This is a genomic window from Cytobacillus dafuensis (genome assembly GCF_007995155.1).
GTDB classification, from domain to species: Bacteria; Bacillota; Bacilli; order Bacillales; family Cytobacillaceae; genus Cytobacillus; species Cytobacillus dafuensis.
Window position 1 is genome coordinate 601,042 of record NZ_CP042593.1, and the last position, 26,031, is coordinate 627,072.

General features: G+C 38.2%; 26 protein-coding genes and 11 tRNA genes. 30 read left to right on the plus strand and 7 right to left on the minus strand.

All coding sequences use genetic code 11. The features are described from left to right. Positions 1–12 precede the first annotated feature (12 nt). The 4 genes from FSZ17_RS03110 to FSZ17_RS03125 all read left to right on the plus strand — a co-directional run bounded on the left by FSZ17_RS03110 (position 13) and on the right by FSZ17_RS03125 (position 4,064). Positions 13–492 (plus strand): NUDIX hydrolase, encoded by a 480-nt coding sequence (locus FSZ17_RS03110; protein ID WP_057775713.1) that lies wholly within the window; start codon positions 13–15, stop codon positions 490–492. 205 nt (positions 493–697) lie between these two features. Continuing rightward, on the plus strand, positions 698–1,162 hold the full coding sequence (locus FSZ17_RS03115; RefSeq protein ID WP_057775714.1) for a cupin domain-containing protein: 465 nt from the start codon (positions 698–700) through the stop codon (positions 1,160–1,162). Positions 1,163–1,547: 385 nt separating this feature from the next. Next, complete coding sequence (locus FSZ17_RS03120; protein WP_057775715.1) at positions 1,548–2,630, plus strand: D-alanine--D-alanine ligase; 1,083 nt, start codon at positions 1,548–1,550, stop codon at positions 2,628–2,630. Between the two features lie 60 nt (positions 2,631–2,690). After that, positions 2,691–4,064 (plus strand): UDP-N-acetylmuramoyl-tripeptide--D-alanyl-D-alanine ligase, encoded by a 1,374-nt coding sequence (locus tag FSZ17_RS03125; protein WP_057775716.1) that lies wholly within the window; start codon positions 2,691–2,693, stop codon positions 4,062–4,064. Positions 4,065–4,316: 252 nt separating this feature from the next. On the opposite strand, the gene FSZ17_RS03130 is transcribed toward FSZ17_RS03125, so the two are convergent. From FSZ17_RS03130 to FSZ17_RS03140, 3 genes are read right to left on the minus strand one after another with little or no spacing between them, the layout of a single operon-like run. Further along, positions 4,317–4,577: a hypothetical protein gene (locus FSZ17_RS03130; RefSeq protein ID WP_057775717.1), complete on the minus strand. Its 261-nt coding sequence runs from the start codon at positions 4,575–4,577 to the stop codon at positions 4,317–4,319. Beyond that, the gene (locus FSZ17_RS03135; RefSeq protein ID WP_057775747.1) at positions 4,555–5,076 is read right to left on the minus strand and encodes an RNA polymerase sigma factor; all 522 of its coding nucleotides are present in this window, start codon (positions 5,074–5,076) and stop codon (positions 4,555–4,557) included. The genes FSZ17_RS03130 and FSZ17_RS03135 overlap by 23 nt, the downstream gene beginning before the upstream one ends. Before the next feature lie 22 nt (positions 5,077–5,098). Further along, positions 5,099–5,470: a hypothetical protein gene (locus tag FSZ17_RS03140; RefSeq protein WP_057775718.1), complete on the minus strand. Its 372-nt coding sequence runs from the start codon at positions 5,468–5,470 to the stop codon at positions 5,099–5,101. Positions 5,471–5,963: 493 nt separating this feature from the next. On the opposite strand from FSZ17_RS03140, the gene FSZ17_RS03145 reads away from it, so the two are divergent. The 5 genes from FSZ17_RS03145 to FSZ17_RS03165 all read left to right on the plus strand — a co-directional run bounded on the left by FSZ17_RS03145 (position 5,964) and on the right by FSZ17_RS03165 (position 10,807). Then, positions 5,964–6,692, plus strand: a complete 729-nt coding sequence (locus tag FSZ17_RS03145) for a hypothetical protein (RefSeq protein ID WP_057775719.1) — start codon at positions 5,964–5,966, stop codon at positions 6,690–6,692. Between the two features lie 29 nt (positions 6,693–6,721). After that, a complete protein-coding gene (locus FSZ17_RS03150) occupies positions 6,722–7,141 on the plus strand; it encodes a GntR family transcriptional regulator (RefSeq protein WP_057775720.1) in 420 nt (139 codons plus the stop codon). Continuing rightward, a complete protein-coding gene (locus FSZ17_RS03155) occupies positions 7,125–8,012 on the plus strand; it encodes an ATP-binding cassette domain-containing protein (protein ID WP_057775721.1) in 888 nt (295 codons plus the stop codon). The genes FSZ17_RS03150 and FSZ17_RS03155 overlap by 17 nt, the downstream gene beginning before the upstream one ends. Before the next feature lie 195 nt (positions 8,013–8,207). Further along, the gene (locus FSZ17_RS03160; protein ID WP_057775722.1) at positions 8,208–8,891 is read left to right on the plus strand and encodes an alpha/beta hydrolase; all 684 of its coding nucleotides are present in this window, start codon (positions 8,208–8,210) and stop codon (positions 8,889–8,891) included. A gap of 482 nt (positions 8,892–9,373) precedes the next feature. Continuing rightward, entirely contained in the window at positions 9,374–10,807 is a 1,434-nt protein-coding gene (locus FSZ17_RS03165) for a degradosome RNA helicase CshA (RefSeq protein ID WP_456064337.1), read from the plus strand. Positions 10,808–10,994: 187 nt separating this feature from the next. On the opposite strand, the gene FSZ17_RS03170 is transcribed toward FSZ17_RS03165, so the two are convergent. Continuing rightward, positions 10,995–11,405 carry a VOC family protein gene (locus FSZ17_RS03170; RefSeq protein WP_057775748.1) on the minus strand — a complete coding sequence of 137 codons (411 nt, stop codon included), beginning with the start codon at positions 11,403–11,405 and terminating at the stop codon, positions 10,995–10,997. Between the two features lie 455 nt (positions 11,406–11,860). Here FSZ17_RS03170 and FSZ17_RS03175 point away from each other — a divergent pair, with 455 nt between their 5' ends. The 3 genes from FSZ17_RS03175 to FSZ17_RS03185 all read left to right on the plus strand — a co-directional run bounded on the left by FSZ17_RS03175 (position 11,861) and on the right by FSZ17_RS03185 (position 15,064). Next, positions 11,861–12,340, plus strand: a complete 480-nt coding sequence (locus FSZ17_RS03175) for a PH domain-containing protein (protein ID WP_057775724.1) — start codon at positions 11,861–11,863, stop codon at positions 12,338–12,340. Beyond that, on the plus strand, positions 12,333–13,760 hold the full coding sequence (locus FSZ17_RS03180) for a PH domain-containing protein (RefSeq protein ID WP_057775725.1): 1,428 nt from the start codon (positions 12,333–12,335) through the stop codon (positions 13,758–13,760). The genes FSZ17_RS03175 and FSZ17_RS03180 overlap by 8 nt, the downstream gene beginning before the upstream one ends. 332 nt (positions 13,761–14,092) lie before the next feature. Next, entirely contained in the window at positions 14,093–15,064 is a 972-nt protein-coding gene (locus tag FSZ17_RS03185) for a methyl-accepting chemotaxis protein (protein ID WP_057775726.1), read from the plus strand. An 81-nt stretch (positions 15,065–15,145) separates the two neighbouring features. On the opposite strand, the gene FSZ17_RS03190 is transcribed toward FSZ17_RS03185, so the two are convergent. Next, positions 15,146–15,868 carry a DUF3221 domain-containing protein gene (locus FSZ17_RS03190; RefSeq protein ID WP_057775727.1) on the minus strand — a complete coding sequence of 241 codons (723 nt, stop codon included), beginning with the start codon at positions 15,866–15,868 and terminating at the stop codon, positions 15,146–15,148. Positions 15,869–16,057: 189 nt separating this feature from the next. Further along, complete coding sequence (locus FSZ17_RS03195; protein WP_057775728.1) at positions 16,058–16,660, minus strand: rhomboid family intramembrane serine protease; 603 nt, start codon at positions 16,658–16,660, stop codon at positions 16,058–16,060. Positions 16,661–17,137: 477 nt separating this feature from the next. Here FSZ17_RS03195 and acpS point away from each other — a divergent pair, with 477 nt between their 5' ends. From acpS to FSZ17_RS03225, 6 genes are all read left to right on the plus strand, one after another. Continuing rightward, entirely contained in the window at positions 17,138–17,488 is a 351-nt protein-coding gene (acpS, locus tag FSZ17_RS03200; RefSeq protein WP_057775729.1) for a holo-ACP synthase, read from the plus strand. A 342-nt stretch (positions 17,489–17,830) separates the two neighbouring features. Then, positions 17,831–18,838 carry a LolA family protein gene (locus tag FSZ17_RS03205; protein ID WP_057775730.1) on the plus strand — a complete coding sequence of 336 codons (1,008 nt, stop codon included), beginning with the start codon at positions 17,831–17,833 and terminating at the stop codon, positions 18,836–18,838. Positions 18,839–18,970: 132 nt separating this feature from the next. Then, positions 18,971–20,140 carry an alanine racemase gene (gene alr / locus FSZ17_RS03210; RefSeq protein WP_057775731.1) on the plus strand — a complete coding sequence of 390 codons (1,170 nt, stop codon included), beginning with the start codon at positions 18,971–18,973 and terminating at the stop codon, positions 20,138–20,140. 204 nt (positions 20,141–20,344) lie between these two features. Beyond that, complete coding sequence (locus FSZ17_RS03215) at positions 20,345–20,626, plus strand: CopG family ribbon-helix-helix protein (RefSeq protein ID WP_057775732.1); 282 nt, start codon at positions 20,345–20,347, stop codon at positions 20,624–20,626. A 4-nt stretch (positions 20,627–20,630) separates the two neighbouring features. Next, the gene (gene ndoA / locus FSZ17_RS03220; protein ID WP_057775733.1) at positions 20,631–20,981 is read left to right on the plus strand and encodes a type II toxin-antitoxin system endoribonuclease NdoA; all 351 of its coding nucleotides are present in this window, start codon (positions 20,631–20,633) and stop codon (positions 20,979–20,981) included. A 367-nt stretch (positions 20,982–21,348) separates the two neighbouring features. Continuing rightward, positions 21,349–23,544 (plus strand): Tex family protein, encoded by a 2,196-nt coding sequence (locus FSZ17_RS03225; protein ID WP_185150661.1) that lies wholly within the window; start codon positions 21,349–21,351, stop codon positions 23,542–23,544. A 133-nt stretch (positions 23,545–23,677) separates the two neighbouring features. On the opposite strand, the gene cmpA is transcribed toward FSZ17_RS03225, so the two are convergent. Continuing rightward, entirely contained in the window at positions 23,678–23,791 is a 114-nt protein-coding gene (gene cmpA, locus FSZ17_RS03230; protein WP_146846361.1) for a cortex morphogenetic protein CmpA, read from the minus strand. Between the two features lie 274 nt (positions 23,792–24,065). Here cmpA and FSZ17_RS03235 point away from each other — a divergent pair, with 274 nt between their 5' ends. The 12 genes from FSZ17_RS03235 to FSZ17_RS03290 all read left to right on the plus strand — a co-directional run bounded on the left by FSZ17_RS03235 (position 24,066) and on the right by FSZ17_RS03290 (position 25,885). Continuing rightward, a complete protein-coding gene (locus FSZ17_RS03235; RefSeq protein WP_057775735.1) occupies positions 24,066–24,539 on the plus strand; it encodes a SprT family protein in 474 nt (157 codons plus the stop codon). A gap of 145 nt (positions 24,540–24,684) precedes the next feature. Continuing rightward, positions 24,685–24,759: transfer RNA gene (locus FSZ17_RS03240), tRNA-Asn, on the plus strand. 4 nt (positions 24,760–24,763) lie between these two features. Continuing rightward, positions 24,764–24,854: transfer RNA gene (locus tag FSZ17_RS03245), tRNA-Ser, on the plus strand. A 17-nt stretch (positions 24,855–24,871) separates the two neighbouring features. Beyond that, a tRNA-Glu gene (locus tag FSZ17_RS03250) sits at positions 24,872–24,943 on the plus strand. 22 nt (positions 24,944–24,965) lie between these two features. Beyond that, positions 24,966–25,042, plus strand: a tRNA-Asp gene (locus FSZ17_RS03255). A gap of 72 nt (positions 25,043–25,114) precedes the next feature. Then, a tRNA-Gln gene (locus FSZ17_RS03260) sits at positions 25,115–25,189 on the plus strand. 8 nt (positions 25,190–25,197) lie between these two features. Then, positions 25,198–25,273, plus strand: a tRNA-Lys gene (locus tag FSZ17_RS03265). A gap of 66 nt (positions 25,274–25,339) precedes the next feature. Beyond that, a tRNA-Leu gene (locus tag FSZ17_RS03270) sits at positions 25,340–25,424 on the plus strand. A gap of 60 nt (positions 25,425–25,484) precedes the next feature. Then, positions 25,485–25,570: transfer RNA gene (locus FSZ17_RS03275), tRNA-Leu, on the plus strand. Between the two features lie 60 nt (positions 25,571–25,630). Beyond that, positions 25,631–25,707: transfer RNA gene (locus tag FSZ17_RS03280), tRNA-Arg, on the plus strand. 4 nt (positions 25,708–25,711) lie between these two features. Beyond that, positions 25,712–25,788: transfer RNA gene (locus FSZ17_RS03285), tRNA-Pro, on the plus strand. A 23-nt stretch (positions 25,789–25,811) separates the two neighbouring features. Next, positions 25,812–25,885 (plus strand) — tRNA-Gly (locus FSZ17_RS03290). Positions 25,886–26,031 lie beyond the last annotated feature (146 nt).

The following is a 26,031-nucleotide window of genomic DNA, read 5'->3' on the forward strand; positions in this document are numbered from 1 at the left end:
AGGAGAAATTATATGGATGCCGTGTTTCAAACGGAACGAGCCGTATTTAATTTTCGAGTTGCTGGTATTTGGATAGTGGATCATCATGTTCTCTTGCATAGGAATGTAGATGATGTCTACTGGGCGCTTCCAGGAGGCAGAGTTGTAATTGGTGAAGACACACAAACAAGTATTGTAAGAGAATTTGCAGAAGAGCTTGGCGCACAGGTAACAGTTGACAGACTGCTGTGGACCAATGAAAATTTCTTTACATACAAAGGAAAAGAGTTTCACGAGCTAGCCTTCTACTATAAGATTTCTTCAGAAGAGACGGCTAGATTCTTTAAAACGGAGTCATTCTATGGGCTTGAAGGGGATAGATGGATCTATCAGTGGATGCCTATTGATGAAATCAACAAAATCGTCTTATTTCCTGAGTTTTTAAAGGAAGGAATAAAGGAAATACCAGATTATACGCAGCATATTGTTGATAGAGCAAAGAGTAGTATTTAACTCAACTTTCGCAGCATGAAATAGGTAGGAAAGTTTTGAAATAACGTCATTGGGAGATGCAGCGCGACTAGAAAATCCCAGAGGTACTGTTACTGAGATGAATCCTAATCATATAAAAAAAGGGTTAATTTGTCGGAGACATCTTGTTCATTATTAAGGTTTTATTTCATAGAATGAAGTAAAAATTTTGAACTGGAGGTTATGGATGATTACATCAAACCTTAACTCACTGCAACTTTTGGAAGGTTGGTTTGAAAACGATTCAACTACAAGGCAAAGGGCAGCATTTCCGCTTTATAAAAGCACAGGAACAAAGAATCTTTCCGTTGTTTACTTTGAGATAGAACCTGGGAATAGTCTTGGTACTCATACAGATAGTGCTGAAGAAATAATTCTCGTTTTAGAAGGAAAGGCGGAAGCGACTGTCGATAATGAAAAAGGACAATTAACAAAGGGTGAAATGGTTCTTATTCCTAACATGGTTCCCCACAATATTCGAAACATTGGTTCAGACATTTTAAAGGTAATCGGCTTTTTTTCAAGTCCATACGTGGAATCTACATTTGTTGAGCCACTTATGCCCATTAACCAGAAAACTGTTGGAACTCCCCCAATTGAAAGTGATAACCCAATGACATGGAATGAAATCTTCAGTAAAATAATGGGTTAAATAATATGCACATTTGAACGACGATGTTAAACGGAAAAATAAGAAAACGATGTCCCATAAGGTGTCTGGCATCCACTTAATACACAGTATCTAGAATCGTGCTTGCTTCATGATTCTAGAAATTGTTCGTGGTGCCAGACGCCTTTTCTTTCGTCACCTTTCCTCTAGGGAGCCTCTTTGTTAGATTGAGCATTAATGGGAACTGCAGCTAAAAAGAAGGTTTCATCTGACTTGTCTCCTACATACATATAAAGAAGTGGGCGAATGAATGAAAATCTTTTATATGAAAAAAATTCCTCAATAAATCACACCTTAATCACTCCCTTTCTTCATTCACTAAGTGGTAAAATAGGAAGGTGATTGAGAATGGAGGTTCATATTATTTATGAAAACAAAGATTGGACTATTATATGGCGGGAAATCCGCTGAACATGAAGTATCTATGCAAACAGCAATGGCTGTTCTAAAGGCATTAGATTTAGAAAAATTTGAGATACACCCTCTTTATATATCTAAGGATGGACAATGGAATAAAGGACCACAACTAACAGGACCAGTTACGAGCGTAAAAGAACTGGAATTCTCTAACAAAGAAGCATTGCCACCGACTGCTTTAGCACCAGCTATGTTTCAAACAGCTAAAGAAGAAAAAAGCTCTTTTGACGTTATTTTCCCACTATTGCACGGACCAAATGGAGAAGATGGTACTGTGCAAGGATTACTTGAGCTTCTAAATCTTCCTTATGTAGGAAACGGTGTTCTTTCTTCTTCCGCAGGGATGGATAAAGTGATCATGAAAAATATTTTTGCTCAAGCTGGCTTGCCGCAAGTAAAGTATGTTTGGTTTATTCGCAGTGAATGGGAAAAAGATAAAGAAGAAGCCTATCAAAAGGTAGAAAGTGAACTTGGGTATCCTTGCTTTGTCAAACCAGCAAACCTTGGCTCTAGTGTCGGCATTAGCAAATGTACGAATCGGGCTGAACTTGAAACAGCGTTTGCAGAAGCATTCAAATTCGACCGTAAAATTATTATTGAAGAGGGCGTCGTAGCAAGAGAAATTGAAGCAGGCGTTCTGGGAAATGATCATCCTGAATGCTCAGTGGCTGGAGAAATTGTACCGAAAAAGGATTTTTACGATTATAAGGCAAAATATCAAGATGGAGAAACCGCATTAATTATCCCAGCGGAAATAACTGAGTCTGAATACAGTGAACTAAAGGAAATGGCGATTCGTGCATTTAAAGCTCTTGATTGTTCAGGACTTGTTAGAGCGGACTTCTTTTTAACCCGTGAAGGAAAATGGTATATTAATGAAGTAAATACAATGCCAGGTTTTACACCATTTAGCATGTTCCCGCTGCTTTGGAAACACACTGGGGTTGAATACCCTCAGCTAATCGAACGCCTTGTGAATTTGGCTATTGAAAGACATACAGAAAAGCAAAATATTAAATACACAATGGAATAAGTTGGGGACACGGCGATTTTGCCGTGTTTCTTGGCTATTAGGTCTAAGAGGAGACAGTCGATGATAACAAGAACGCTTAAAGAGATATCTAAATGGATAAAGATTGAAAATGAAATATCCGTTTTTAATGATGCAGTTATTAGTGGTGTATGCATTGACTCAAGAAAGATTAATTCTGGGAATTTATTCGTCCCATTTAAAGGTGAGAATTCTGATGGTCACCGATTTGTTGAGGATGCAATAAAAAAAGGTGCTTCTGCAGCCCTTTGGCAAAAGGATGTTCCAAATCCGCCTTTGCATCTCCCTATTTTAGTTGTAGAGAATACACTAATCGCTTTACAAGAGCTAGCAAGAAATTATCGTGATGCGCTAAATGTACGAGTTGTCGGAGTGACAGGCAGCAATGGCAAAACGACAACAAAAGACATGACGGCTAATCTACTGTCTGTTAAATATAAGGTTCAAAAAACAGACGGAAACTTTAATAATGAAATAGGTCTTCCATTAACGATCTTGGGCTTAGAAGAGGATACGGAAATCGCTGTCCTTGAGATGGGAATGAGCAGTAAGGGTGAAATTGACTTTCTAACTCGTCTGGCACGCCCAGAGGCAGCCATCATAACAAATATTGGCGAATCCCATCTGCTCGATTTAGGGTCAAGAGAGGGAATTGCCGAGGCTAAATTAGAAATTATGAACGGACTTCAAGAAAATGGTTTACTTACTTATTATGGGGATGAACCGCTTCTAAATGAACCGCTAACAAATTATGCTGGAAGTTCGAACATTCGAACATTTGGCAGAAGTGAGAAAAGCGATATTTTCCCTGTGGAAATTGAACAGAATGATACAGGAAGTATCTTTAAAGTAAATACTTCCAATGTGGAGTTCAAGCTTCCAGTCTTAGGAACACATAATGTATTAAATGCATTAGCAGCGATGACAGTAGCCGGCTATTTTGGTGTCCTATTTGAAAAGATGAATGAAGGATTCGCAGAACTTAAGCTAACGAATATGAGGACAGAACTTCTGCAGGGGAAAAAAGGCGAAAAGATTATTAACGATGCCTACAATGCAAGCCCAACCTCAATGCTTGCAGCGATAGAGCTTATTTCTCAACTCCCGGGATATAAAAAGAAAATTCTTGTCCTTGGTGACATGCTAGAATTAGGTCCCCAAGAAAAGGAATTTCACATCAAAATGGGTGAATCGATTGATTCCGATAAAATTGACTATGTCTTTACATTTGGAAAGCTAGGGGAATGCATAGCAGAAGGAGCTAAAACGAAATTAGCAGACGATCGAGTATTCGCCTTTACTGAAAAGCTGCCGCTTATTGAAAAGCTTGAAAAGCTAGTCAATGAGGAAACGATTGTTTTAGTAAAAGCATCGAGAGGCATGAGGTTGGAAGAAATTGTGAAGGCTCTGCAATAAGATGTAACGAAACAAAGCAGTATTTACATCAAAGCAAAAGTCAGCATTGGATCTGTGCTATTAGAGATTAACGAAAAATTGTAACAGCCTTAGAACAGAATCTCTCTTTGAGTCGTAGCCTTTTCCTATCAATGGTCCAATATTGAATGAATTGCAAGTAGTGTTTAAAACTGTATTATATAGAAACAAATCCCTGTTCCATGTGGAACAGGGGATTTGTTTTATACATAAGAAAGTACACTTTCGCTTTTCTTATAATCCAACCATAAAGTGAAAAATCATTAAAAGCATTCCCAAAAGTATTGGTGAGATGGCTAAGACGGTTATACTTCCAGCTTTGCTAATATAGCTCTCAAATGGATTAGCCGTTGGAGAGGCAAGATATCGAATCAAACGGTCCATTCTATTCCTGTTTAATGGAATATCGGGTATTTCAAATTGATCGGAATCTAAATGCCATTTTAAAAATAAGTCCATTTTTACCAAGGGATTATTCTGATTTTCTTTGCTCATCCTCTTCCACCTCCAAATACTTTCGTAATGCTTTCAAAGAATGATGCAGTCTTGATTTGACTGTTCCAACTGGGATGCCGATAATTTCTGCGATTTCTGCATGTGGCATATCATGATAATAGCTTAAAAGGATCACAGCTCTATGGTTCTCTGGTAATTTCATAATAGCTTCTCGAATGGTGATTCTATCCGCACTATTAATAGCCTCTTCACTTGATTGAGGTATTAAAAAGGGAATTAAGCTTCTCCATTTTTTTCTTCTATTGAGCTTCGTAATCATTAAACTATAAGCAATTTGAAATAAATAAGTCTTCACACTGCCCTTATCAGGATGAAAATTATTTTTGTAGCGATGTAATTTCATAAAAGCATCCTGAACAAGATCCGCACTTAATTGTTCATCTCTCGTATAGCGAAATAAAAAAGAGAATAAGGAAGGCTTTAACAAAGTATAAAGCTGACCGAAAGCTTCTTCATCCTCTTCCTTTACGACTCTCATGAAAATGCTCGTTTCAAACGCTTTATCGGTCATTTCGGGATATCTCCTTTATCCCCTTGAGAATTTGTGACAGCCTCATTATGAAATACAGTGAACTCACTATAACCCATACCTGACCTTGGTTAGTAAAAAATTGAACATATGGATTTTCGATTGTTTCCCCACGAGATATTAAGAAATTTAGTGCTTGAACACAAATAATCGTGTAAACCGCTAAAGATACTGTTACCGTATCAAATACATTCCAACGAAATATGATTTTCGATTTGTGGAAATTAATTTTTCTATTTTCGCGAACAATATATTTTCTATCCATTGGAATCACTAATAATAAAATGATGACCATCATGATACCGCCTATAATCATTGAGACGATAAAACCGATATTATCCATACTCAGATTCCTCTTTTCTTCTGCTTTTGATACTTATACAAATAGAAGGGGGCAGCAGTTCAATAGAGATTCAATATTTTTTTATCTAGTAATTCGGTTCATGAGTGAGGAAATCCTTTTATCCCGCATTAACGGGCAGTAAGACCCCCACCTTAAGATTGAGAGAGAACTGCCCGTAAAAGCCCGTAAAATGAACACAGACTAAAAGCGCCACATCGTGTGGCAACGTCTGCGTGACCCACTTCCTGTGGGCCGCAACTAACCATCAGTGGGGGATGAAAGCCGACTATGAACGCCACGTCCTGTGGCAACGTCGGCACTAGCACGTCCTGTGCGTCGAAAAACCCCCACTGATGGAGGTTTCACTTTATAGTTCCTTCTGAATATAAATTTTCAGTAAAATGAAAAATTGAAGTTGCATTTATTTTCCAACCGTCATATAGTGTGTATATAGATATAAACAGTATAACAGTTGTGTTAGGAGGAAAAATTAATGAGTGAATGGAAACAAGCGTGTTGGCTTGCGATGTTTGAAGTGAAATCGAATTTGAAGGGGATCATTACACTAGCTGCGATGGCTGTGGGATTATCGATATTTTTTACACTAGTGTTTTCTATTTCCGAAATGGAAGATGTTACGATCGTCTATGATATTTTCTTTGTACTTACATTCTGGGTAGTCGCCGCTTCGTTTAGACCAAAGGAAATACAATTAAAGAAAATGAACGGTGGCACATGGGCATCCCCATATTTTGTTATGCTGAATCAATTGCCAATCACGAAAAACGTACTTGTTATGAGTAGATTTATTGGTTTTTTCATAATTTCAATCCCTTTTAATGTTTTAGTTCTTACATTAATTTATGCCCTCTCTACTGAATTCAGGGAAGCAATGCCGATTACTACTTACATTGTGTTTTCAATTATTTGGCTTTGTATAGGGTTTACAGTTGGGTCTATGTTCCCAGCAAGTGATGTTGGTGAAAAGATGAGTATGCTGAAATTAGTTATTTTCAATATTCTCTTCTACGGTGCACTCTTGGCGATTTACGTAGGAATTTTTTATGTATACGGTCAAGGAGTTGTGGCTTGGACTATGCATGCGGCAAGAGAATGGCCACAATTATCTATCGCTGTATCGCTTCTTATAGCTATCATTAACTTCCTTTTTGCCAAAGGCTATATCTATAAAAAAATTGATAAAATTGACTATTTAGTATAGAGGAACCAACAAGGAAGGAGGCGATCAGTATGGAACTCCCTATACGACTTTCAAAGGATTCCAGAGTACCAATTTATCACCAAATTGAAGAGCAAATCAAAGCCTTAATTGCAGGGGGACAGCTGACAGCAGGGACACCGCTGCCTTCTATACGGGTTCTTTCGAAAGAGCTTGAAATAAGCGTTATCACGACAAGACGTGCATACCAGAATCTTGAATACGAAGGATTTATTCGAACGACACAAGGAAAGGGTACTTTTGTTGCAGAGGTAGAGGCCGCTAAGAAGGAAAGTGTGACCGTTTCGGCTGTCTATCAAGCAATCGAGGAGGCAATCGAGACTGCTTTAAGACATGATTATACGATCGAACAGATTGAAGGTGTTTTTCGGGAAGTGATAGATAGAATGAAGCATAAAGGGGAATCAAACCGTGATGGAAAATTGGATTGAAATAAATCGTGTAAGGAAGAAGATAGATGATTTTCAGCTTGGGCCTATAGATGTATCCTTTGAACCTGGAACCATTACAACTATTGTCGGAAATAATGGTGCAGGAAAAAGCACATTATTAAAGCTTCTCATGCATCTAGCTCCAATAAATGAAGGAGAGATCAAGGTATTTGATCAAGCTGTAAATGGTCAGAAGGAAGATTGGAAAAGGAAGATCGCCTATTTGCCGCAAACGGTTATAGGATGTGATTCTTTTAGTGGAAAGCAGCTTAAAGAGCTTGTGTCCAAGTGGTATCCGACCTGGAATCAATCGATTTTTGACGAGATCGTGGAGAAGTATAGAATCCCTTTAACCAAAAAATATGGGGAATTATCACAAGGTGTTCAGCAAAAGCTTAATCTAGCTTTAACGCTTGCAAGAGATACGGATATTCTCATTCTTGATGAACCAACTGCTCATATGGATATCCCTGCGAAGCAGATGCTAATGGATCTTCTCGTTCAATGGATGGACTGTGGAGAAAAGCTAATGATTATCTCCACTCATCAAATAGAAGATATTAGAAAGCTAGCTGATTATTTAGTTATTGTTCGAGAGGGACAATTAATTGGGAAATTTGAAAAAGAAGAATTATCTGGGCGATACAAAAGATATTGGATGGAGGAGGCGCTTTCTAACGAAACCATCCCAGGAGAAATTGATCGCAAAAATGGACGGATTCTTGTCAGCAATCGATTTGAGGAGACGGAGCAATTTCTTACTAATAAGCACTTAAGTTGGCTGAACGAAGAATCTTTAGAAATCGAGGAAATCATTACTTATATGCTGACGGACAGAAATAAAAAAGAGGATAAAATAGAAGGTAAGTAAGCCTATTCTTTCGGTCAATCGAATTGAAAAATAATGGAAATATCCAAATCCGAAAGAAATTTTAAAGTGGTTTTTCCATTCATGATGAATAAATTTAAAGCAGACGGCCTAAAATATACCAAGCATTTCACTAACATAGTTGGGTGCAAAAAGTGTATTATAATATATAATTACACTTTGGGTGGTGATGCTGCAGTGATTGGCTGTTTATGTATTCATGGCTTTACAGGTGCTCCATCTGAGGTTGAGCCTCTCGTAGCCTATTTAAAAAAGCGTACGAATTGGGAAATTGCAGTTCCGACATTGCCTGGCCATGGTGAAACTCTTTCCTTAAAAGGAATAGAATATAAAAACTGGATTGAGCATGCTGAGCAAGAATTACAGCGACTTATCGAAAAATGTGAAACCGTTTATGTCATTGGTTTTTCAATGGGTGGTTTAATTGCAAGCTATTTAGCCGTGCATTATCCAGTAAAAAAGCTGGTTTTACTTAGTGCAGCAGCATTATATGTAAGTCCAAAGATTTTATTTAGAGATATGGGTGAAATGGTAAAAGATCTCTTCAGAGGTCGCTTGTCAGAAAATGAAATGTTTATAAGATATAAGCGAAAAATTAAAGCAACTCCCATTACAGCGACCCTTCAATTTCGAAGACTAGTTGCAGCGATCAGGCCGATTTTGAATCAAGTCACAATCCCAACTCTTATTGCGCAGGGAGAAATTGATGGAGTCGTGCCTCCAAAGAGTGCGCAATACCTCTATCAAAATATTGGAACGACAGCTAAAAAGCTTATTTACTTAAAAGAATCTAAACACCTTATTTGCCATAGTAAGGAAAAGGAAAAGCTCTTTACTGAAATTCATCATTTTTTAAGCTAATATTCGTAATGACAGATAGCCTGTGATAAGTGACAGAATGGAAATCCGCTTTTGAGGGATTGCTTTCTGCTCACTTCTTGCAGGCTTTTTTTAAAAGACCAGGAAAGTTTTTCTGCAACAAATCTAAATGAAAAATAGTCCGAAATGATGAGTTAACTCTTTCTTCCTTCCATTGCAAACAGGCATGTATAGTGGTAAAATGAACAACAAAGTGCCAAGAGGATTTTCTTTTGAAACCTGGACATACTCCTGTTGGAGAATGTCTTTTTTCACTTCTATTTAGATTAAATGGGTGCGGAAACTTTATAGATCAGTTTTTGGGCAATTATTATTAAATTATACAATGAACGTATTCCTCACCTTAATTTTCATTAAAGGGTATCAACTCCAATATCGGTTACATTTTTATTCACTAGTTTTAATTTAGAAGGAGAATGAACACATTGACAAAGTTTCAAGATTTAGGCATTAGCCCTGCAACGATGAAGTCATTGAAGAGAATGGGATTTGAAGAAGCAACACCGATACAAGCACAAACGATTCCTTTGAGCTTAGAAAGTAAAGATTTGATCGGACAAGCTCAAACGGGTACAGGAAAAACAGCCGCGTTTGGAATTCCTATGATTGATAAAATTGATATTGAAAAGGATGTTATTCAAGGTATCGTTATTGCACCAACACGTGAGCTTGCGATACAAGTATCAGAAGAATTATACAAAATTGGTTATGGGAAAAGAACAAAAGTATTAGCTATTTACGGCGGACAAGATATTAATCGCCAAATTCGTGCTTTGAAAAATCGCCCGCATATCATTGTTGGTACGCCTGGACGAATTTTAGACCATATTAACCGTAAAACTTTGCGCCTTGAAAATGTTCATACAGCGATTCTTGATGAGGCAGATGAAATGCTGAATATGGGCTTTATTGAGGATATTGAGGCCATTCTTGCACAAATTCCTGAAGAGCGCCAAACATTATTATTCTCAGCGACAATGCCGCCTCCAATTCAAAGAATGGCTGAACGTTTCATGAAGGATCCTCAAATCGTTCGTGTAAAGACAAAGGAAGTAACAGTTCCTTTAATTGAACAGTACTATGTAGAAGTACAGGAAAGAAGCAAATTTGATATTTTGACAAGACTTCTTGATATACAGTCTCCTGAGCTTGCTATTATATTCGGACGCACAAAGCGCAGAGTCGACGAGCTTTCAGAGGCATTAAATCTAAGAGGCTATAATGCTGAAGGAATTCATGGGGATTTAAGCCAAGCAAAGCGTATTTCTGTATTACGGAAATTCAAAGAAGGTTCCATTGATGTTCTAGTAGCGACTGATGTAGCAGCGCGCGGTCTAGATATTTCTGGTGTCACACATGTATATAATTTTGATATTCCACAGGATCCTGAAAGCTATGTACACAGAATTGGCCGAACAGGACGTGCTGGAAAAACGGGTGTGGCGATGACTTTTATCACCCCTAGGGAAAAGTCCTATTTACAAGTTGTTGAAAGAACGACAAAAAGAAAAATGGACAGAATGATGCCGCCAACTTTAGACGAAGCTCTTGAAGGTCAACAAAAAGCTGTTATTGAACGTATTTTGCAGTCGGTAGAATCGAATAATCTGCAATATTATAAGCAGGCAGCAGATGAGTTGTTAGAGCAGCAAGATGCAACGATCATTGTTCAGGCTGTATTGAAAATGCTAACAAAAGAGCCAGATACAACACCTGTTAAGTTAACGGAAGAAAAGCCGTTGCCTTCGAAAAGAGATCGTAGACCAGATGACCGAAACAGGTCCTATAGTGGTGGCCAAAGAGGAAGACAAAAAGCACCAGTAAGGTCTCGCCAAAGCTCTACAGGAAAACGCCACAATAATGACAGAAACCGAAGCAATTCAAATAGTGTTCGTTAAAGCAGAAGAGAGCATGCAGGCATGCTCTCTTCTTTTGTGCCACGTTAAGAAAGTATAAATTGTCAGCGAAGAAGAAGATTCGACGTAGTTGCCAATTTTAGGAATTAAGTATAAGTGCAACTACGCCTCTGTCTTCGCCTTTCCAAGGCTCGCCAATCGGCGAGTTTTCTTTATCGACAAAGCCTTCTTAAGCTTTTGTCATATTGAGATCCCATATGATCCCATAGGCATCTTTTACTTTTGCGTATTTTGCACCCCAGAAGGTATCTTGCAGCTCCATCAAAATAGAGCCGTTCTTACTTAAGCGATCATAAATCATTTGAATTTCTTCTTCGTTCTCGAATTCTAAAGCTAATGAGATGTTATTACCTAACTGTACGGAATCATTCAAAAATGAATCGGAAGCCATGAGGAATAGGTCGTCTTTTTTAAATTGTGCATGCATGACTCGATCATCTGCTTCTGGTGGAGTTGGGAAATCTGCCTCACCGAAGGTTTGAAGATTCAATATTTCTCCTCCGAAAACTTCTTTATAATATTCTAGCGCCTCTTTTGCATTTCCGTTAAATGTTAAATATGGTGTTGCTTGACCTTTCATATGTATCACTCCTAAATTAATTTGATCTCTACCATATTTACCATTATATATACTTTCTAAACAAAAATAAAGAACAAATGTTCCTGTTAAAGAAAAAAATCCGAAAACATTTCCACTAATTAATGGTAAAATAAATAAAGTCATTTTCTTTATAAAATAAGAAAGCATAACTTTTCTCGAGTTTGAGAATTGTCTAGCTCCAGCGCCTACCCCCAACGTACAGGACGTACTAGTGTCGACAATGCGACAAGGACGTCGCGTTTTTGTCGACCTCGAGGTCATAAGCCAGTCCGCCAAGAAAGTTAAAGAACAACTTTCCCGTCGGCCTGTCTTATGCTTGTCGGGGGTGAGCACTAAGGAAAGCTGCTTTGAATAATCATCGCAGGAACAATCTGACTTTTGATTGTTTCGAAGGCGCTTGCGCTTTTCTTAAATGAATTTTCAGGAGGTACATCATGATTTTGGAACCGCAAAAAAGAATATCTGAAAGAGGCTTGAAGGTATGGAGAATTTCGGGTGTCATCCATTCATTGTTTTCTCTTTTGCTTTCAGGGGGACTTATCGGACTAACGATTGCCTTTGATTGGCCCATTTGGATAATCGGAGCTGCACTTATTTTTTATGCCATTGATACATATTTATTTGTTATGCTCATTCCTACATTGAGATGGAAGCGATGGAGGTATGAGGTACGAGAGAATGAAATTGAGCTGCAGCACGGTGTGTTTGTAATAAAAAGAACACTTGTGCCAATGATTCGAGTTCAGCATGTTGATACGAAACAAGGGCCTATTTTGCGAAAATACAAGTTAGCAACTGTTGCTGTATCAACTGCTGCTACAGTCCATGAAATCCCGGCATTGGATATGAATGAGGCTGAGGAACTGCGATTCTTCATCTCGAAGCTTGCAAGGGTGGCTGATGAAGATGTCTGAACCGAAAAGACTCCATCCTATTTCAACAGTTGTTAATGCCTTAAAACAATTAAAGGACTTAATCATCCCCTTTCTTGTTTTTGTTGTATTCGGCAGTAAAAATGGTGGCTTTCAACTGATTTTTCCAGCCGTTATCGTTGTAATTGTACTTATTGGCGGAATTCTATCTTGGTTAAGATATACCTATCGTTTGGAAGAGGGCGAGCTGCGGATCGAATATGGTATTTTTGTGCGAAAAAGGAGATATATTCCATTCGAACGCATACAGAGTCTTGATTTATCGGAAGGTATTTTACAGCGGCCATTTGGTTTAGTAAGGGTGAAGGTAGAAACAGCAGGCTCTAGTAAAGGAGAGGCTGAAGCGGTACTAACTGCAATACCGAAAGAAGAAGCAAATCTTATTCAACAGACAATATTTTCTGCCAAGAACGAGGCTAATCATACTCATACAGAGGAAAATGTTGAAAAGAGCAGGGATGAAACACTGTACAAAATATCCACTAATGAGCTATTTCTCCTTGCATCTACATCTGGGGGAGCCGGTGTCGTTCTATCAGCTGTAGCGGCATTCGTATCCCAATTTGAAGAAATTATCCCGTATGATAAAGTATTTAATCGTTTTGAAAGCTTTATTGCAAGTGGAGTAATTTTAATAAGTATTCTTGTATTTATTGGCTTTTTAATTGCATGGGCAATTGCTTTAGTCAGAACGATGGTTAAGTATGCTGGATTTACTGTAAATAAAGCAGGCGAAGATCTTATTATTACAAGAGGACTTTTAGAAAAGCGTCAGCTGACAATCCCTTTACATCGAATTCAAGCAGTTCGAGTATCAGAAAATTTAATTAGACAGCCGCTTGGCTATTGTACCGTTTTTCTTGAAAGTGCAGGTGGTTCAGCTTTAGATGCAGAAAGCTCTAAAGTTATGATTTTGCCGATTGTTAAGAAAAATAGAGTATCTGAGATATTATCTCCGTATTTAACCGATTATCATTTTGAGCCTGGTATCACCCCTGCTCCAATTAGGGCTTTAAAAAGATATTTATTAAGAGGATTGCTTTGGAGTTTGCCAGTAGCAGCTATTCCAGTCATATTTTTTAGACCATGGGGATATTTAGCGCTTCTGTTAGTTGTCATTTCCGCTATAGTATCTTATTTTAATTTTAAAGACGCAGGATGGAATTTGGATCATCATCAGCTTACGTTAAGATTTCGTACGATAAATAAAAATACGATTTTTATGAAGAGAAGTCGTATTCAATCTTTAAGCATTAAGGAAAGCCATTTTCAAAGGAAAAAGGAACTGGCAACCATTCATGCTAAGGTTATGTCAGGTTCAGGAGGAACAGGCGGTAAGGTGGTTGATTTGGAGAAAGAGGATGTATACGAGTTATATAAATGGTATTCCTATACAAAGTAAGCGCCGAAATGGCGCTTTTTTTATTATGATAAAATTCCTATAAGAATGACAAAATTTTGTGACAAAAATCCTTATTTAAATCTAGCTAAAACATTCCAAATACCTATATAATAATAGTAATTTGTTAAAATGAGACAAAAATTGTAATTCCGTTAAAAGATTCATAGTAAGATCGGTAGTGAAAATGGACTAGCTTTCTTTAAGATGCAAGCCTACTCCGAGTGATTGATTTTACCCTTCCGCTTCCCGAAGGATAGATTGATGAGAGCTCAAATTGCGTCCTTTAGAAATATGGTCGAAGTGGATAATGTGGAACACAGGAGGGAATGGACATGTTTGCGACAAAGAAAAAAAATAATCAGCTGCTAGAGGAAAATTTAGAATTAAAAAACCGTTTAAAAATTATTTTTGAGAAGGCTCAAAATGATGAAGAATTTCTTAATAATTTTATTAATAACTTTAATAACGAATTAAATATTGCTATTGAACAGCATGAAAAAGTAAATGGACAGCATAATGCCCTTGCTGAATTAGTCGAAAAAATTATGGAACGTTTTGATAAAGTGAATGATATTAGCCAATTGTCTTATGATAAATCACTAGGATTACATGAAAAAGGTCAAAATTTAATTGAGTCGACTATTGATATGGTAAAGATTTCAGAGGAAGGAAGAGATTCTGTCAGTAAGGTAGAAGGTCTAATTGCCAAGCTAGGAGAACAATTAAATGAAACCTCAGAGAAAATGAATCAATTAAATGAACGATCAAAGGAAATTGAAATGATTGTGAAAGTAATTAAAGAAATTGCTGACCAAACCAATTTATTAGCGCTTAATGCATCTATTGAAGCAGCAAGGGCTGGCGAACATGGCAAGGGTTTTGCGGTAGTTGCTGAAGAAGTTAGAAAACTTGCGGAAAATACGGCAGAAAGCACTCATAATATTAGCGTCCTCACACAAAATATTCAAAAAGATATCGAGGATTCTTTACAGTCAACAAGTAGAAGTACGGGATTAATCGAGGACGGAATCCAGCTAAGCACAGATACGACTAGTAAAATTAATTACATATTAACTTTCATCAATAATGTTCAATCTGAGGTAAAGGACGTCATTAGCACGATTGAGGAGCAAAGGAATTTCTCTAATGACGTTATGGATGAAATAAAAGAAACAAAATCGATTTTTGAACAGGCGAATGAATTGATTACTCGACATATTCATGATGCAAGCATTGTTGATGAGAAATTAGAAGTTGGAATCAAGCAAATTGCGGAATTAAGTAATTGGGGTAAAGAGCTGTAGGGAAATCAGTGTAACAGTTTAATTAGAAAAAGAGCATCAAATTTTGATGCTCTTTTTAACTTCGTATATTGAATATAAATATTAATTAACCTCTATAACAAATGTGTAGGACACTTCACCGTTAGACCATTTTGCTACTACTTCATAAATATACCGGCCCTTATTTGCTGGAAATGTAATTTGTTTTCCCTCCAAAGCTATTTTCTTTCTATCAGAATCCCATAAATACGCACTTAAATTTGGGTTTTGTTCAATCTCAATGGTCGCTTTACTATTCGGTTCCACAACAATTGCTTTGAAATTTTCTGCAATCTGTGTAGGGGATGCGGCGTCAGTTTGAGTAGTTTGATTGCCTTTTTTCCACTCAAAGCCTCCCCTAGTCATTTCATATCGGGTTTCATTGATTTTAACAATACCTTTTAAATCAGGTGGGAATTTCTCATTTTTAAAATTGAATTTTGGTAAAGAGTGTTGAACAGTTTCGTTTCCGCTATGGGAATGTTCAATATGTAATGCATTAGCTTGAGCTGGATATGATTCATCAATCCCACCATCTATCCAAATGACAACTTCTTGCCCTTTTTTATAATTATTGATATCTTCGTTGTCGTTTAATGTTACCCAAATTAAGCCGGTTTCTGCATCATCAACTAAAATACGGCTTCCCTCAATGTCTATCTGTGTAATGATGCCCTTTTTATCATATTCTCCTTTAACAGTATCTTCCTCTTGAATACAGCCTACTAAGGTAAAACATAATAGAATTAAAAAAGTGAAATGTTTTTTAATATGAATTTTATTCACCCCTTTTATCCCGCATTAACGGGCAGTAAGACCCCCACCTCAAGATTGAGAGAGAAGCGAGGAAGATAGGTGGGGGACAACTGCCCGTAAAAGCCCGATTGGTTCAACTAACCATCAGTGGGGATGAAAAAAACCCCACTGATGGAAGTTTCACTTTACCTTAGTAGACGAGGAATGTTAATAAAGGTTTCACTTAAGAAGTTTCCCTTTTTTAGACAGTAATGCTAAGCCTAATAGAAAACCTGTAAGGAGTCCGAATAAGTGGGCAGTTACATTGATATTTGGCTGTAAAAAGGTCATGATCAACCCGATGACCATAATCGTTAAGATGATCTGTGAATTTCCTTTTGATATAAGATCTTTTCTGATCTTCGTAGCTGCAGCGTAAAAACCGAATAAACCAAAGATGGCCCCGCTTGAACCGACGTGTATGTAAGTTAGTGGTTCCAGAACAAGCGTCGCGACATTTGCTGCAATGCCTGAGATGAGATAAACGAAAATAAATTTCCATTTTCCAATCATTTGTTCTAAAGCAGGTCCAAAAAGGACAAGGGAAAAACTATTAAAAAGCATATGAGGAAAATCGCTATGCATAAAAATTGGTGTGATTAGGCGCCAATACTGCCCCTCTACAATATAAAGGTTAACCCCGGCAAAATTCTCATAAAGCCATAAATTCGGGAAAAATGGCAAGACTGAAATGAAATAAAGTACAATATGAATAGTGATGATAATAGAAACAATCGGATAAAAACGTAAAAATTCTTTAAAGCTTTCCGTCCTTGTAAACATAAGGTTCCTCTTTTCTCAGCTAACAGGATAATTTAAGTCTATTAGCGTACTAAAGTAAATTGTGTGTTCATTTAAATATCTGCTAATAAGATCGCATAAGAAAAACTAAGGCATTTGCCAAAAAGGACTTGGCGAACGCCAAGTTTTTCTAACACGTTAAGAAAGTATAAATTGTCAGCGCAGAAGATGATCTGACGTAGTTTCGATTTTAGGAATTAAGTACGACGGACAGGATGTCCTAGTCGGGCGAATGCCACAGGATAAGGAAAGCTTCGTTAGAGATACATGGCACGACCAAAAGAGAAGCTTTTGGGAGGACGTGGCATACATGAGCGCGATAAGTGCAACTACGCCTCTGTCTTAGCCTTTCCAAGGCTCGCCAATCGGCGAGTTTTCTTTATCATTATCACGCTATCTGCGATAATATCTTTACTATTGTTTATGCTCATATTATATGAAATAGAAGGAAGATGAAAGATGATTTCTGGAATTGGAATTGATATTGTAGAGCTTGATCGGATCAGAAAAATATATGAGAGGCAAGAGAAGTTCGCTGAACGCATTTTGACCTCTAAAGAAAGAGCAGAATTTAAAGCATTATCAAATGAACGAAAATCGGAATATTTAGCGGGAAGGTTCGCTGCCAAAGAAGCCTTCTCTAAAGCAATGGGAACAGGAATTGGCGAAGCCTTATCTTTCTTAGATATTGAAATTGAAAAGGATGAAAGAGGAAAGCCATATTTTTCTAAACCATTGACAAAAGGTGTTCATTTATCCATTTCTCACAGCAAAGAATATGCCGTAGCGCAAGTGGTTATTGAAAAGTAATGTCTAAAGTGTTTAACCGTTATAGCACCTTGCATTGGAATTAAAAAAGCTTGTCATTCTTCCTAGCATATTCCTTATGGTTGTCTCATATATTCATAGTGCAATAGGAGAGACAAGGAATTGGTGATGTGAATTTAAATGGCCAATCCTCTATCTCCTCCACGATTAGCGCAATTCAAAGTCAGCTTTCAACATGAATAATCTATCTGAAAGAAAGACTTCAGTCATTCTCTGTTATATAGGTGATTGGGTAAAAGTTCGGATATACGACTCCATGTTGAATAGACTTTCGTGCTGTGGATGGACAAATACACGCAAATAGAGGCAAAAGGGGTTGAAGGAATGAGAAGAAAATGGTTCATGCTGCTAGTCGGGCTTTTGGCAGTGATTGCATTGTCTGCTTGTGGATCGAAATCCAAAGATGATGTAATTAAGGATTTGAATGGAAAGATTGAGGAAATGAAGGGCTATAAAGCAACTGCGAAAATGACATTGGAGATGGGGGCTGAACCACAAATATATGAAATCGAAGTTTGGCATAAAGATCCATCTTACTACCGTGTCAATCTCAAAAATGCCCAGAAGGATCAAAGTCAAATGATTCTCCGCAATGATGAAGGAGTATTTGTTCTTACACCAGCGCTTAATAAAAGCTTTCGATTCCAAAGCGATTGGCCTCAAAACAGCAGTCAGGCTTATTTATACGAATCTTTAGTAAAGGATATTGTCGAGGATAAAGTAGCTAAATTCTCGGAAACGAAGAATCATTACGTTTTTGAAACAAAAACAAGATATCAAAATAATCAAATGCTGCCAACACAAGAAATTACTTTGAAGAAGTCTGACCTATCACCAGTGAGTGTAAAGGTTATGGATACGGATAAAAATGCTCTTGTGAAAGTAGAATTTTCTGAAGTGAAATTTAATGCCTCTTTTGATAAAAAAGATTTTGATATGCAAAAAAATATGACCGGAGCCCAGCTTCATGTTCCTGTTTTAGCGGAAGTAGATAATGAAGAGTTCTCTGTGAAGTATCCTTCTGAATTCCCGGGTGCAAATTTAGTCGATGAAAAAGAACTGAAGACAGATAACGGAAAACGAGTCATCTTAACATATGATGGAGAGAAGTCCTTCACTCTCATTCAGGAAAAGTCGGTTGTGATGCCGGTATCCACTTTTACTACTGTCAAAGGGGAGCCAGTCGATTTAGGCTTTACAATTGGTGCTCTTTCAAATAATACGATTAAGTGGACATATCAGGGAGTCGATTATGTTATTGCATCTACAGACTTAACGAAAAAGGAACTGGTAGAGGTTGCACAATCTGTTCAAGAAAGCACAGTGAAATAATTCCTTAGAGGCTCTGAAAAGGGCCTTTTTTGATGCCTGTTTTATCCCCCTAAAATTAGGAAAAATAATTTGACAACCTGTCGACAGAGTTCGATAATCTTAATTATATAAATTGAAGAAGGTGTCAAAAGGATGGGGACTATTGTGGATTTTCAAACGGCATTTTTTAGGGATACTTGGGCGGAAATAAATTTGGATCATATTTCATATAATATTGAAAAAATGAGAGAGAATTTGCGTGCTGATGTTAAGGTTTTTGCTGTTGTAAAAGCGAATGCTTACGGGCATGGAGATTTTGAAATTGCTAGTACGGCGCTTGCGGCAGGTGCTTCCTATTTAGCTGTGGCCATTTTGGACGAGGCTCTTTCTTTAAGGAAAAAAGGAATAACAGCACCTATTCTAGTTCTTGGAGCCTGTAGACCGGAGCATGCTGGAATTGCAGCGGAAAATAACATTACGTTAACCGTTTTTGATCATGAGTGGCTAAAGAATGCAAGACATTACGTTGGAGCAGACCATCAACTAGTGATACATGTAAAATTGGATACTGGGATGGGAAGATTAGGCATTCGTAGGCGAGATGAGCTTGAAGAGCTTGAGGCAGCCATCAATTCTGATCCCTTTATTAAAATGGAGGGTGTATACACACATTTTGCAACAGCAGACGAACTCGATACCCAATATTTCAAGAAACAATTGAATCAGTTTCAAGAAATGATTTCTTGGTTTAAGATAACACCTGACATTATTCATACAAGCAACAGTGCTGCTGCATTGAGATTTCCTGAAGCTCATTTAACTGCAGTAAGATTGGGGATATCCATGTATGGCTTAACTCCATCGCTAGAAATAGAGCCTCTTCTTCCTTTTTCATTAAAAACGGCTTTTACGCTGCATACGAAACTCGTTAATGTCAAAAAGGTGCAAAAAGGGGATAAAATTAGCTACGGATCAACGTATGAAGCATCAGAAGACGAATGGATTGGTACGCTGCCAATTGGGTATGCAGATGGATGGCTGCGAAAGCTTCAGGGACAAGAGGTTCTTATAAACGGAAAAAGAGCACCTATTGTAGGAAGAATTTGCATGGACCAATGTATGGTAAAACTTCCATCGCCATTACCAGTAGGGACAGATGTTACTTTAATTGGACAGCAGGGCGAAGAACAAATTACTGTCGATGAAATTGCAAAAAGGCTTCAAACCATTAATTATGAAATTACATGTATAATGGGTAGTAGAATACCAAGGGTCTATAAGAAAAATGGCGAAGTGACTAAGATTATTAACAACCTGCTATAATCAGGATATTATTCATAAAATATTAAAAATGAACAAAGAAAAGCTGATTCATAATAATATTATTTCATCTTATGCATAAAAGGATATTTTTTTGGCGGATAATATTGAAGAATTGATAAATCCCCTTTGCATTGTATCGGTTTGATGATAATATTAAAAATGGTAGATATAAATGGTGTGTAGTGATGGTGGAGGTGTTTGTTTGTGTCTGAGTCCAGCGCAACAACAGAGATAATGGTTAAATTACCGCAACATCTTTTAACCGAGTTAGATGGCTTTGTTAAGCAGGAAAACGTAAATCGGAGTGAATTCATTTATCAAGCAACCAAAATGTATTTGCGCGAACGAAAAAAAAGACAAATTCGTGAATCCATGAGACGCGGCTATATGGAAATGGCGAAAATAAACTTGACGATTGCATCTGAAGCATTTCTAGCAGAATTCGAGGCGGAACACACAGTTGAACGTCTAGTAAGCGGAGGGTAATCCTTTGATTGTCAAACGTGGTGACGTTTATTTTGCAGACCTATCCCCAGTTGTTGGTTCAGAACAAGGTGGCGTCCGTCCAGTGCTTGTCATCCAAAACGACATCGGGAATCGGTTTAGTCCCACAGTAATTGTTGCAGCAATCACTGCTCAAATTCAAAAAGCTAAGCTGCCTACTCATGTTGAAATTGATGCAAAGCGCTACGGCTTTGAAAGGGATTCAGTCATCTTGTTAGAGCAGATTCGAACAATCGATAAACAGCGCTTAACCGATAAGATAACTTCTCTCGATGACGAAATGATGGAAAAAGTGGATGAAGCCGTACAAATTAGCTTAGGTCTCATCGAATTTTAATATGTATACGCTCTTCAATGTGGAGCGGATTATTTGCATGCATTTTTTACGTTTTATTTTATTAAAAAATACAATCATCTACCCATGACAAGCACTCAGTGCTTGTCATTTTTTATTTTATAGGAAATTATATTTTTCGCTATCTGTTGATAACTTGAGATATAGTTTATCTACGTTCAGCTCCAGCGCCTACCTCCTCGAGGTCACAAGCCAATCCTCCCAGAAAGGTAAAGAACACCTTTCCGTGAGGCTCGTCTTGTGCTTGTCGGAGGTGAGCAAGGCGCTTGCGCATTTGTTCTTTGGAGCAAGCCAAATGCTGCTGTATGAAACTCTAGAAAGAATTTGGTAAAATATAATACAAGACTTAATGCTGGAGGTAGGGTTCTTGGAAACAACGATTGCAAAACAAAATCAATTTTTAGAAACGATTGCAAAAGAACAATCATTATCAGTAAAGCAGGTTAAACATACAATTGGTCTTCTTGAAGAGGGAAATACAGTTCCTTTTATTGCCCGTTATCGGAAGGAACAAACTGGCGCATTGGACGAGGTTCAAATCCGCAATATTATGGAGCGCTGGCAATACATACAAAATCTTGAGCAGCGTAAAGATGAAGTTCTTCGACTCATTGATGAACAAGGAAAACTAACAGATGATCTAAAGAACCAAATTCAAAGGGCTGAGAAGCTTCAGGAAATAGAGGATTTATATCGTCCATATAAACAGAAGCGCCGTACAAAAGCGACCGTTGCAAAGGAAAAAGGCTTAGAGCCATTTGCTGAGTGGATGATGACCTTTCCGTTGAAAGAATTACCTGAGGAAAAGGCGAAGGAATTCCTCTCAGAAGAAAAAGAAGTGAATACTATTGAGGACGCCATTTCTGGTGCAAAGGATATCATTGCGGAATGGGTTTCAGATGATGCGGATAGCAGGAAGTGGATTCGTCAAGAAACGGCGAAAACTGGAACAATCGAATCTGCTGTTAAGGACGAAACGAAGGATGAGAAAAAGGTTTTTGAAATGTACTACGAATATGAAGAACCCATTTCAAAAATCGTTCCACATCGTACACTGGCGCTAAATCGCGGTGAAAGTGAAGAAATTTTGCGCATTAGCATTAAGCCGAACATCGATTTCATTTTAAAATATCTTCATAAAAAATGGGTGAAGAATGAGAGTTCGAAAGTAGCAGCACTTGTACAAGAGGCTTATGAAGACGGCTACAAACGATTAATTCAGCCATCCATTGAAAGAGAAATTCGCAATGAATTAACCGAAAAAGCAGAAGAGCAAGCAATCAAGATCTTCTCTGAGAACTTGCGAAATTTATTATTGCAGCCACCATTAAAAGGGAAAGTAGTATTGGCTGTTGATCCTGCATATCGAACAGGCTGCAAGCTAGCAGTGGTTGATGAAACGGGAAAGGTTCTCAAAATAGGGGTTATTTATCCGCATCCCCCAGTTTCAAAGGCGAAAGAAGCGAAAGCGCAAATTATTGATATCATCCATGATTTTAAGGTGAAGATGATTGCCGTAGGAAATGGAACTGCATCCCGTGAGACAGAACAATTTATTGCAGATATTTTGAAAGAGTTAAAAGAGGAAGTATTCTATTTAATTGTAAATGAAGCAGGTGCCAGCGTATATTCTGCTTCGGATCTAGCTAGAGAGGAATTTCCTGATCTTCAAGTTGAGGAAAGAAGTGCGGTTTCAATTGGACGCCGCCTGCAGGACCCGTTAGCAGAGCTTGTAAAGATTGATCCGAAGTCTGTTGGAGTTGGACAATATCAGCATGATGTATCTCAAAAAAGATTAACCGAATCTTTAGCATTTGTAGTGGAGACAGCGGTTAACCAAGTTGGTGTGAATGTAAACACGGCCTCGCCATCGTTGCTGCAATATGTAGCAGGTCTCTCCAAAACAGTTGCGAACAATATTGTGAAGATGCGAGAGGAAGAAGGGAAATTCTCGAATCGCAAGCAGCTTAAAAAGATACCGCGCCTTGGAGCAAAAACATATGAGCAGGCAATTGGATTCTTAAGAATTGTAGATGGTTCTGAACCATTAGATCGTACAGGAATCCACCCTGAAAGCTATCCAGAAGTAATCAAGCTGTTAAATAATCTAGGCTTTAAAACAAGTGACTTAGGATCTGCCGCTTTGAAGGAATCACTTTCACAACTAAATGTGGCAGAAGTTGCCGAAGAATTAGGAATGGGCGAATTAACATTAAAGGATATCATTGATGCTTTAGTGAGACCTGCAAGGGATCCTCGTGATGATTTGCCACAGCCTCTTTTAAAGAAGGATGTCCTTCAGCTAGAAGACTTACATACTGGAATGGAACTTCAAGGAACCGTACGTAATGTTGTCGATTTCGGTGCCTTTGTCGATATTGGGGTTAAACAGGATGGGCTTGTTCATATCTCTAAACTAAGTCGCCAATTTGTGAAACACCCACTTAATATCGTCTCAGTAGGAGATGTCGTTACCGTTTGGGTTGATTCAGTTGATAAAACCAAAGGGCGCGTCTCTTTAACGATGTTAGCTCCTAGCAAGTAATTAAATATTTGTATGGAATCGAGCATGAAATGATTGGTTTTGTGCTCGATTTTTCTATTTATAGCTTGAGGATACAATGAGTCCTCAAGCTTTTTTTTGAGAATCTGGTGAATCATTTATTAAATATACTGCTTTAGGAACAGTGTTTTTTCCTGTAAAAAAACCAGCATTGGTTTAATAATTTTATTTGTGATCGATCCTTTTCAAAAAAAGCACGCTGCATTTGATTTTGAAACCATACAGGCATCTAAATACCTCCCTGATATACATCCTATTGTACTTTTTAAAAAATAAGAAAGTATAACTTTTCTCGAGTTTGAGAATTGTCTAGCTCCAGCGCCTACCCCCTCGAGGTCATAAGACAGTCCGCCAAGAAAGTTAAAGAACAACTTTCCCGTCGGCCTGTCTTATGCTTGTCGGGGGTGAGCAAGGCGCTTGCGCTTTTCTATATGAATGGGTATATATAATGTATGTTATAATAGGTTGTCATGTTCACACTAAATTAAAGGGAGAATAATGGGATGGATGACTTAGAATTACAAAAGCTTGTTGAGGAAATTTCTCATAATAGTTTTAGGAAACCATTTCGGCATAAGGCTTTCTTTAATTCAAGACTGCGCTCTACAGGAGGGCGTTACATGCTGAACACTCATGATATAGAGATAAATAGAAAATACCTTGATCAACTTGGACATGATGAATTATGCGGTATTATCAAACATGAACTTTGCCATTACCATCTTCATATAGAAGGAAAAGGATATAAGCATAGAGATAAAGATTTTAAACATTTAATGATGCAAGTTGGTGCTCCAAGATTTTGCTCACCGCTTCCTGAGCGAATGAAAAGAAAGGTAAGTAAGAGGATAATCATTTATATTTGCAATGATTGTGAACAAATTTATGAGAGAAAAAGAAAGATCAATACTCAAAAGTATGTTTGCGGAACATGCAAGGGAAAATTAAGGATAAAAGAAGAATTAATATGTAATTAATTTTTTTAAAAAATATTATTGACTTTTCATTGCTAGGTTTTTATAATTGTAAGAGTCGATAAGATGACAGACGAAATTAACGCTTTATAAAATGAGTCTTGATTGCTTGATTTAATCGACTTTTCGAGTGAATAATACTAATTATTCCGCAGTAGCTCAGTGGTAGAGCATTCGGCTGTTAACCGAACGGTCGTAGGTTCGAATCCTACCTGCGGAGCCATTATGGGGAAGTACTCAAGAGGCTGAAGAGGCGCCCCTGCTAAGGGTGTAGGTCGCGTAAGCGGCGCGAGGGTTCAAATCCCTCCTTCTCCGCCAGAACTAATTCAAACGATGGCCCGTTGGTCAAGCGGTTAAGACACCGCCCTTTCACGGCGGTAACACGGGTTCGAATCCCGTACGGGTCACTTTCAAACAAATTAACTTAATGGTCCGGTAGTTCAGTTGGTTAGAATGCCTGCCTGTCACGCAGGAGGTCGCGGGTTCGAGTCCCGTCCGGACCGCCATTTCTTTGGGAAGTACTTGAAAGATTAATCAAGTAACTAATTCGAAGAAGTATTTCATAAAGATTTCATTAGTGGGCTATAGCCAAGCGGTAAGGCATCGCACTTTGACTGCGACATGCGTTGGTTCGAATCCAGCTAGCCCAGCCAATTTGTATGAGCCATTAGCTCAGTCGGTAGAGCATCTGACTTTTAATCAGAGGGTCGAAGGTTCGAGTCCTTCATGGCTCACCATCTTTTCTCAGACAATAAGTCGGATTGGATTTATCTTTTAAGAATTTCTTTTAGTTTTATATTTTTGCGGGTGTGGCGGAATTGGCAGACGCACCAGACTTAGGATCTGGCGCCGCAAGGCGTGGGGGTTCGACTCCCTTCACCCGCACCATTAGTTACCAGTTGAATTGTTTGCCGATTTCTGTTATTATTGTTTTTATCACTTTATTAAGCGGTCGTGGCGGAATGGCAGACGCGCTAGGTTGAGGGCCTAGTGGGGGCAACCCCGTGGAGGTTCAAATCCTCTCGGCCGCACCAAAAAAACTTGTTGACATCAAAAGTGAAATGATATATAATATGTAAGTCGCTTTAATAAATGCGCCCGTAGCTCAATTGGATAGAGCGTCTGACTACGGATCAGAAGGTTATGGGTTCGACTCCTTTCGGGCGCGCCATTTACGGGAAGTAGCTCAGCTTGGTAGAGCACTTGGTTTGGGACCAAGGGGTCGCAGGTTCGAATCCTGTCTTCCCGACCAGTAGAAAAATACATTAATAATAAGCGGGTGTAGTTTAGTGGTAAAACCTCAGCCTTCCAAGCTGATGATGAGGGTTCGATTCCCTTCACCCGCTCCAATCGAAAAATCGCTCCTGCGCCGCAGTAGATCGAGGAAGTAAATCCTCAGCTCGTCGCAAGGCAGCATGATGAATTCGCACTGATGTAACTCACGATGTGATTGAAGTCAGTAGCCTTGTTCTTTGAAAACTGAACGAACAAATAC

Bases quoted from the DNA above. Each gene is read 5' to 3' on its own strand.
- FSZ17_RS03235 (WP_057775735.1), top strand. From the start codon at position 24,066: ATGGATGACTTAGAATTACAAAAGCTTGTTGAGGAAATTTCTCATAAT.
- FSZ17_RS03140 (WP_057775718.1), bottom strand. From the start codon at position 5,470: ATGGATAATATCGGTTTTATCGTCTCAATGATTATAGGCGGTATCATG.
- FSZ17_RS03205 (WP_057775730.1), top strand. From the start codon at position 17,831: ATGAGAAGAAAATGGTTCATGCTGCTAGTCGGGCTTTTGGCAGTGATT.
- FSZ17_RS03120 (WP_057775715.1), top strand. From the start codon at position 1,548: ATGAAAACAAAGATTGGACTATTATATGGCGGGAAATCCGCTGAACAT.
- FSZ17_RS03155 (WP_057775721.1), top strand. From the start codon at position 7,125: ATGGAAAATTGGATTGAAATAAATCGTGTAAGGAAGAAGATAGATGAT.
- FSZ17_RS03135 (WP_057775747.1), bottom strand. From the start codon at position 5,076: ATGAGAGTCGTAAAGGAAGAGGATGAAGAAGCTTTCGGTCAGCTTTAT.
- FSZ17_RS03145 (WP_057775719.1), top strand. From the start codon at position 5,964: ATGAGTGAATGGAAACAAGCGTGTTGGCTTGCGATGTTTGAAGTGAAA.
- FSZ17_RS03110 (WP_057775713.1), top strand. From the start codon at position 13: ATGGATGCCGTGTTTCAAACGGAACGAGCCGTATTTAATTTTCGAGTT.
- FSZ17_RS03195 (WP_057775728.1), bottom strand. From the start codon at position 16,660: ATGTTTACAAGGACGGAAAGCTTTAAAGAATTTTTACGTTTTTATCCG.
- FSZ17_RS03150 (WP_057775720.1), top strand. From the start codon at position 6,722: ATGGAACTCCCTATACGACTTTCAAAGGATTCCAGAGTACCAATTTAT.
- FSZ17_RS03185 (WP_057775726.1), top strand. From the start codon at position 14,093: ATGTTTGCGACAAAGAAAAAAAATAATCAGCTGCTAGAGGAAAATTTA.
- FSZ17_RS03125 (WP_057775716.1), top strand. From the start codon at position 2,691: ATGATAACAAGAACGCTTAAAGAGATATCTAAATGGATAAAGATTGAA.
- acpS (WP_057775729.1), top strand. From the start codon at position 17,138: ATGATTTCTGGAATTGGAATTGATATTGTAGAGCTTGATCGGATCAGA.
- FSZ17_RS03180 (WP_057775725.1), top strand. From the start codon at position 12,333: ATGTCTGAACCGAAAAGACTCCATCCTATTTCAACAGTTGTTAATGCC.
- FSZ17_RS03130 (WP_057775717.1), bottom strand. From the start codon at position 4,577: ATGAGCAAAGAAAATCAGAATAATCCCTTGGTAAAAATGGACTTATTT.
- FSZ17_RS03170 (WP_057775748.1), bottom strand. From the start codon at position 11,405: ATGAAAGGTCAAGCAACACCATATTTAACATTTAACGGAAATGCAAAA.
- cmpA (WP_146846361.1), bottom strand. From the start codon at position 23,791: ATGCCTGTATGGTTTCAAAATCAAATGCAGCGTGCTTTTTTTGAAAAG.
- alr (WP_057775731.1), top strand. From the start codon at position 18,971: ATGGGGACTATTGTGGATTTTCAAACGGCATTTTTTAGGGATACTTGG.
- FSZ17_RS03165 (WP_456064337.1), top strand. From the start codon at position 9,374: ATGAAGTCATTGAAGAGAATGGGATTTGAAGAAGCAACACCGATACAA.
- FSZ17_RS03175 (WP_057775724.1), top strand. From the start codon at position 11,861: ATGATTTTGGAACCGCAAAAAAGAATATCTGAAAGAGGCTTGAAGGTA.
- FSZ17_RS03225 (WP_185150661.1), top strand. From the start codon at position 21,349: ATGCTGGAGGTAGGGTTCTTGGAAACAACGATTGCAAAACAAAATCAA.
- FSZ17_RS03115 (WP_057775714.1), top strand. From the start codon at position 698: ATGATTACATCAAACCTTAACTCACTGCAACTTTTGGAAGGTTGGTTT.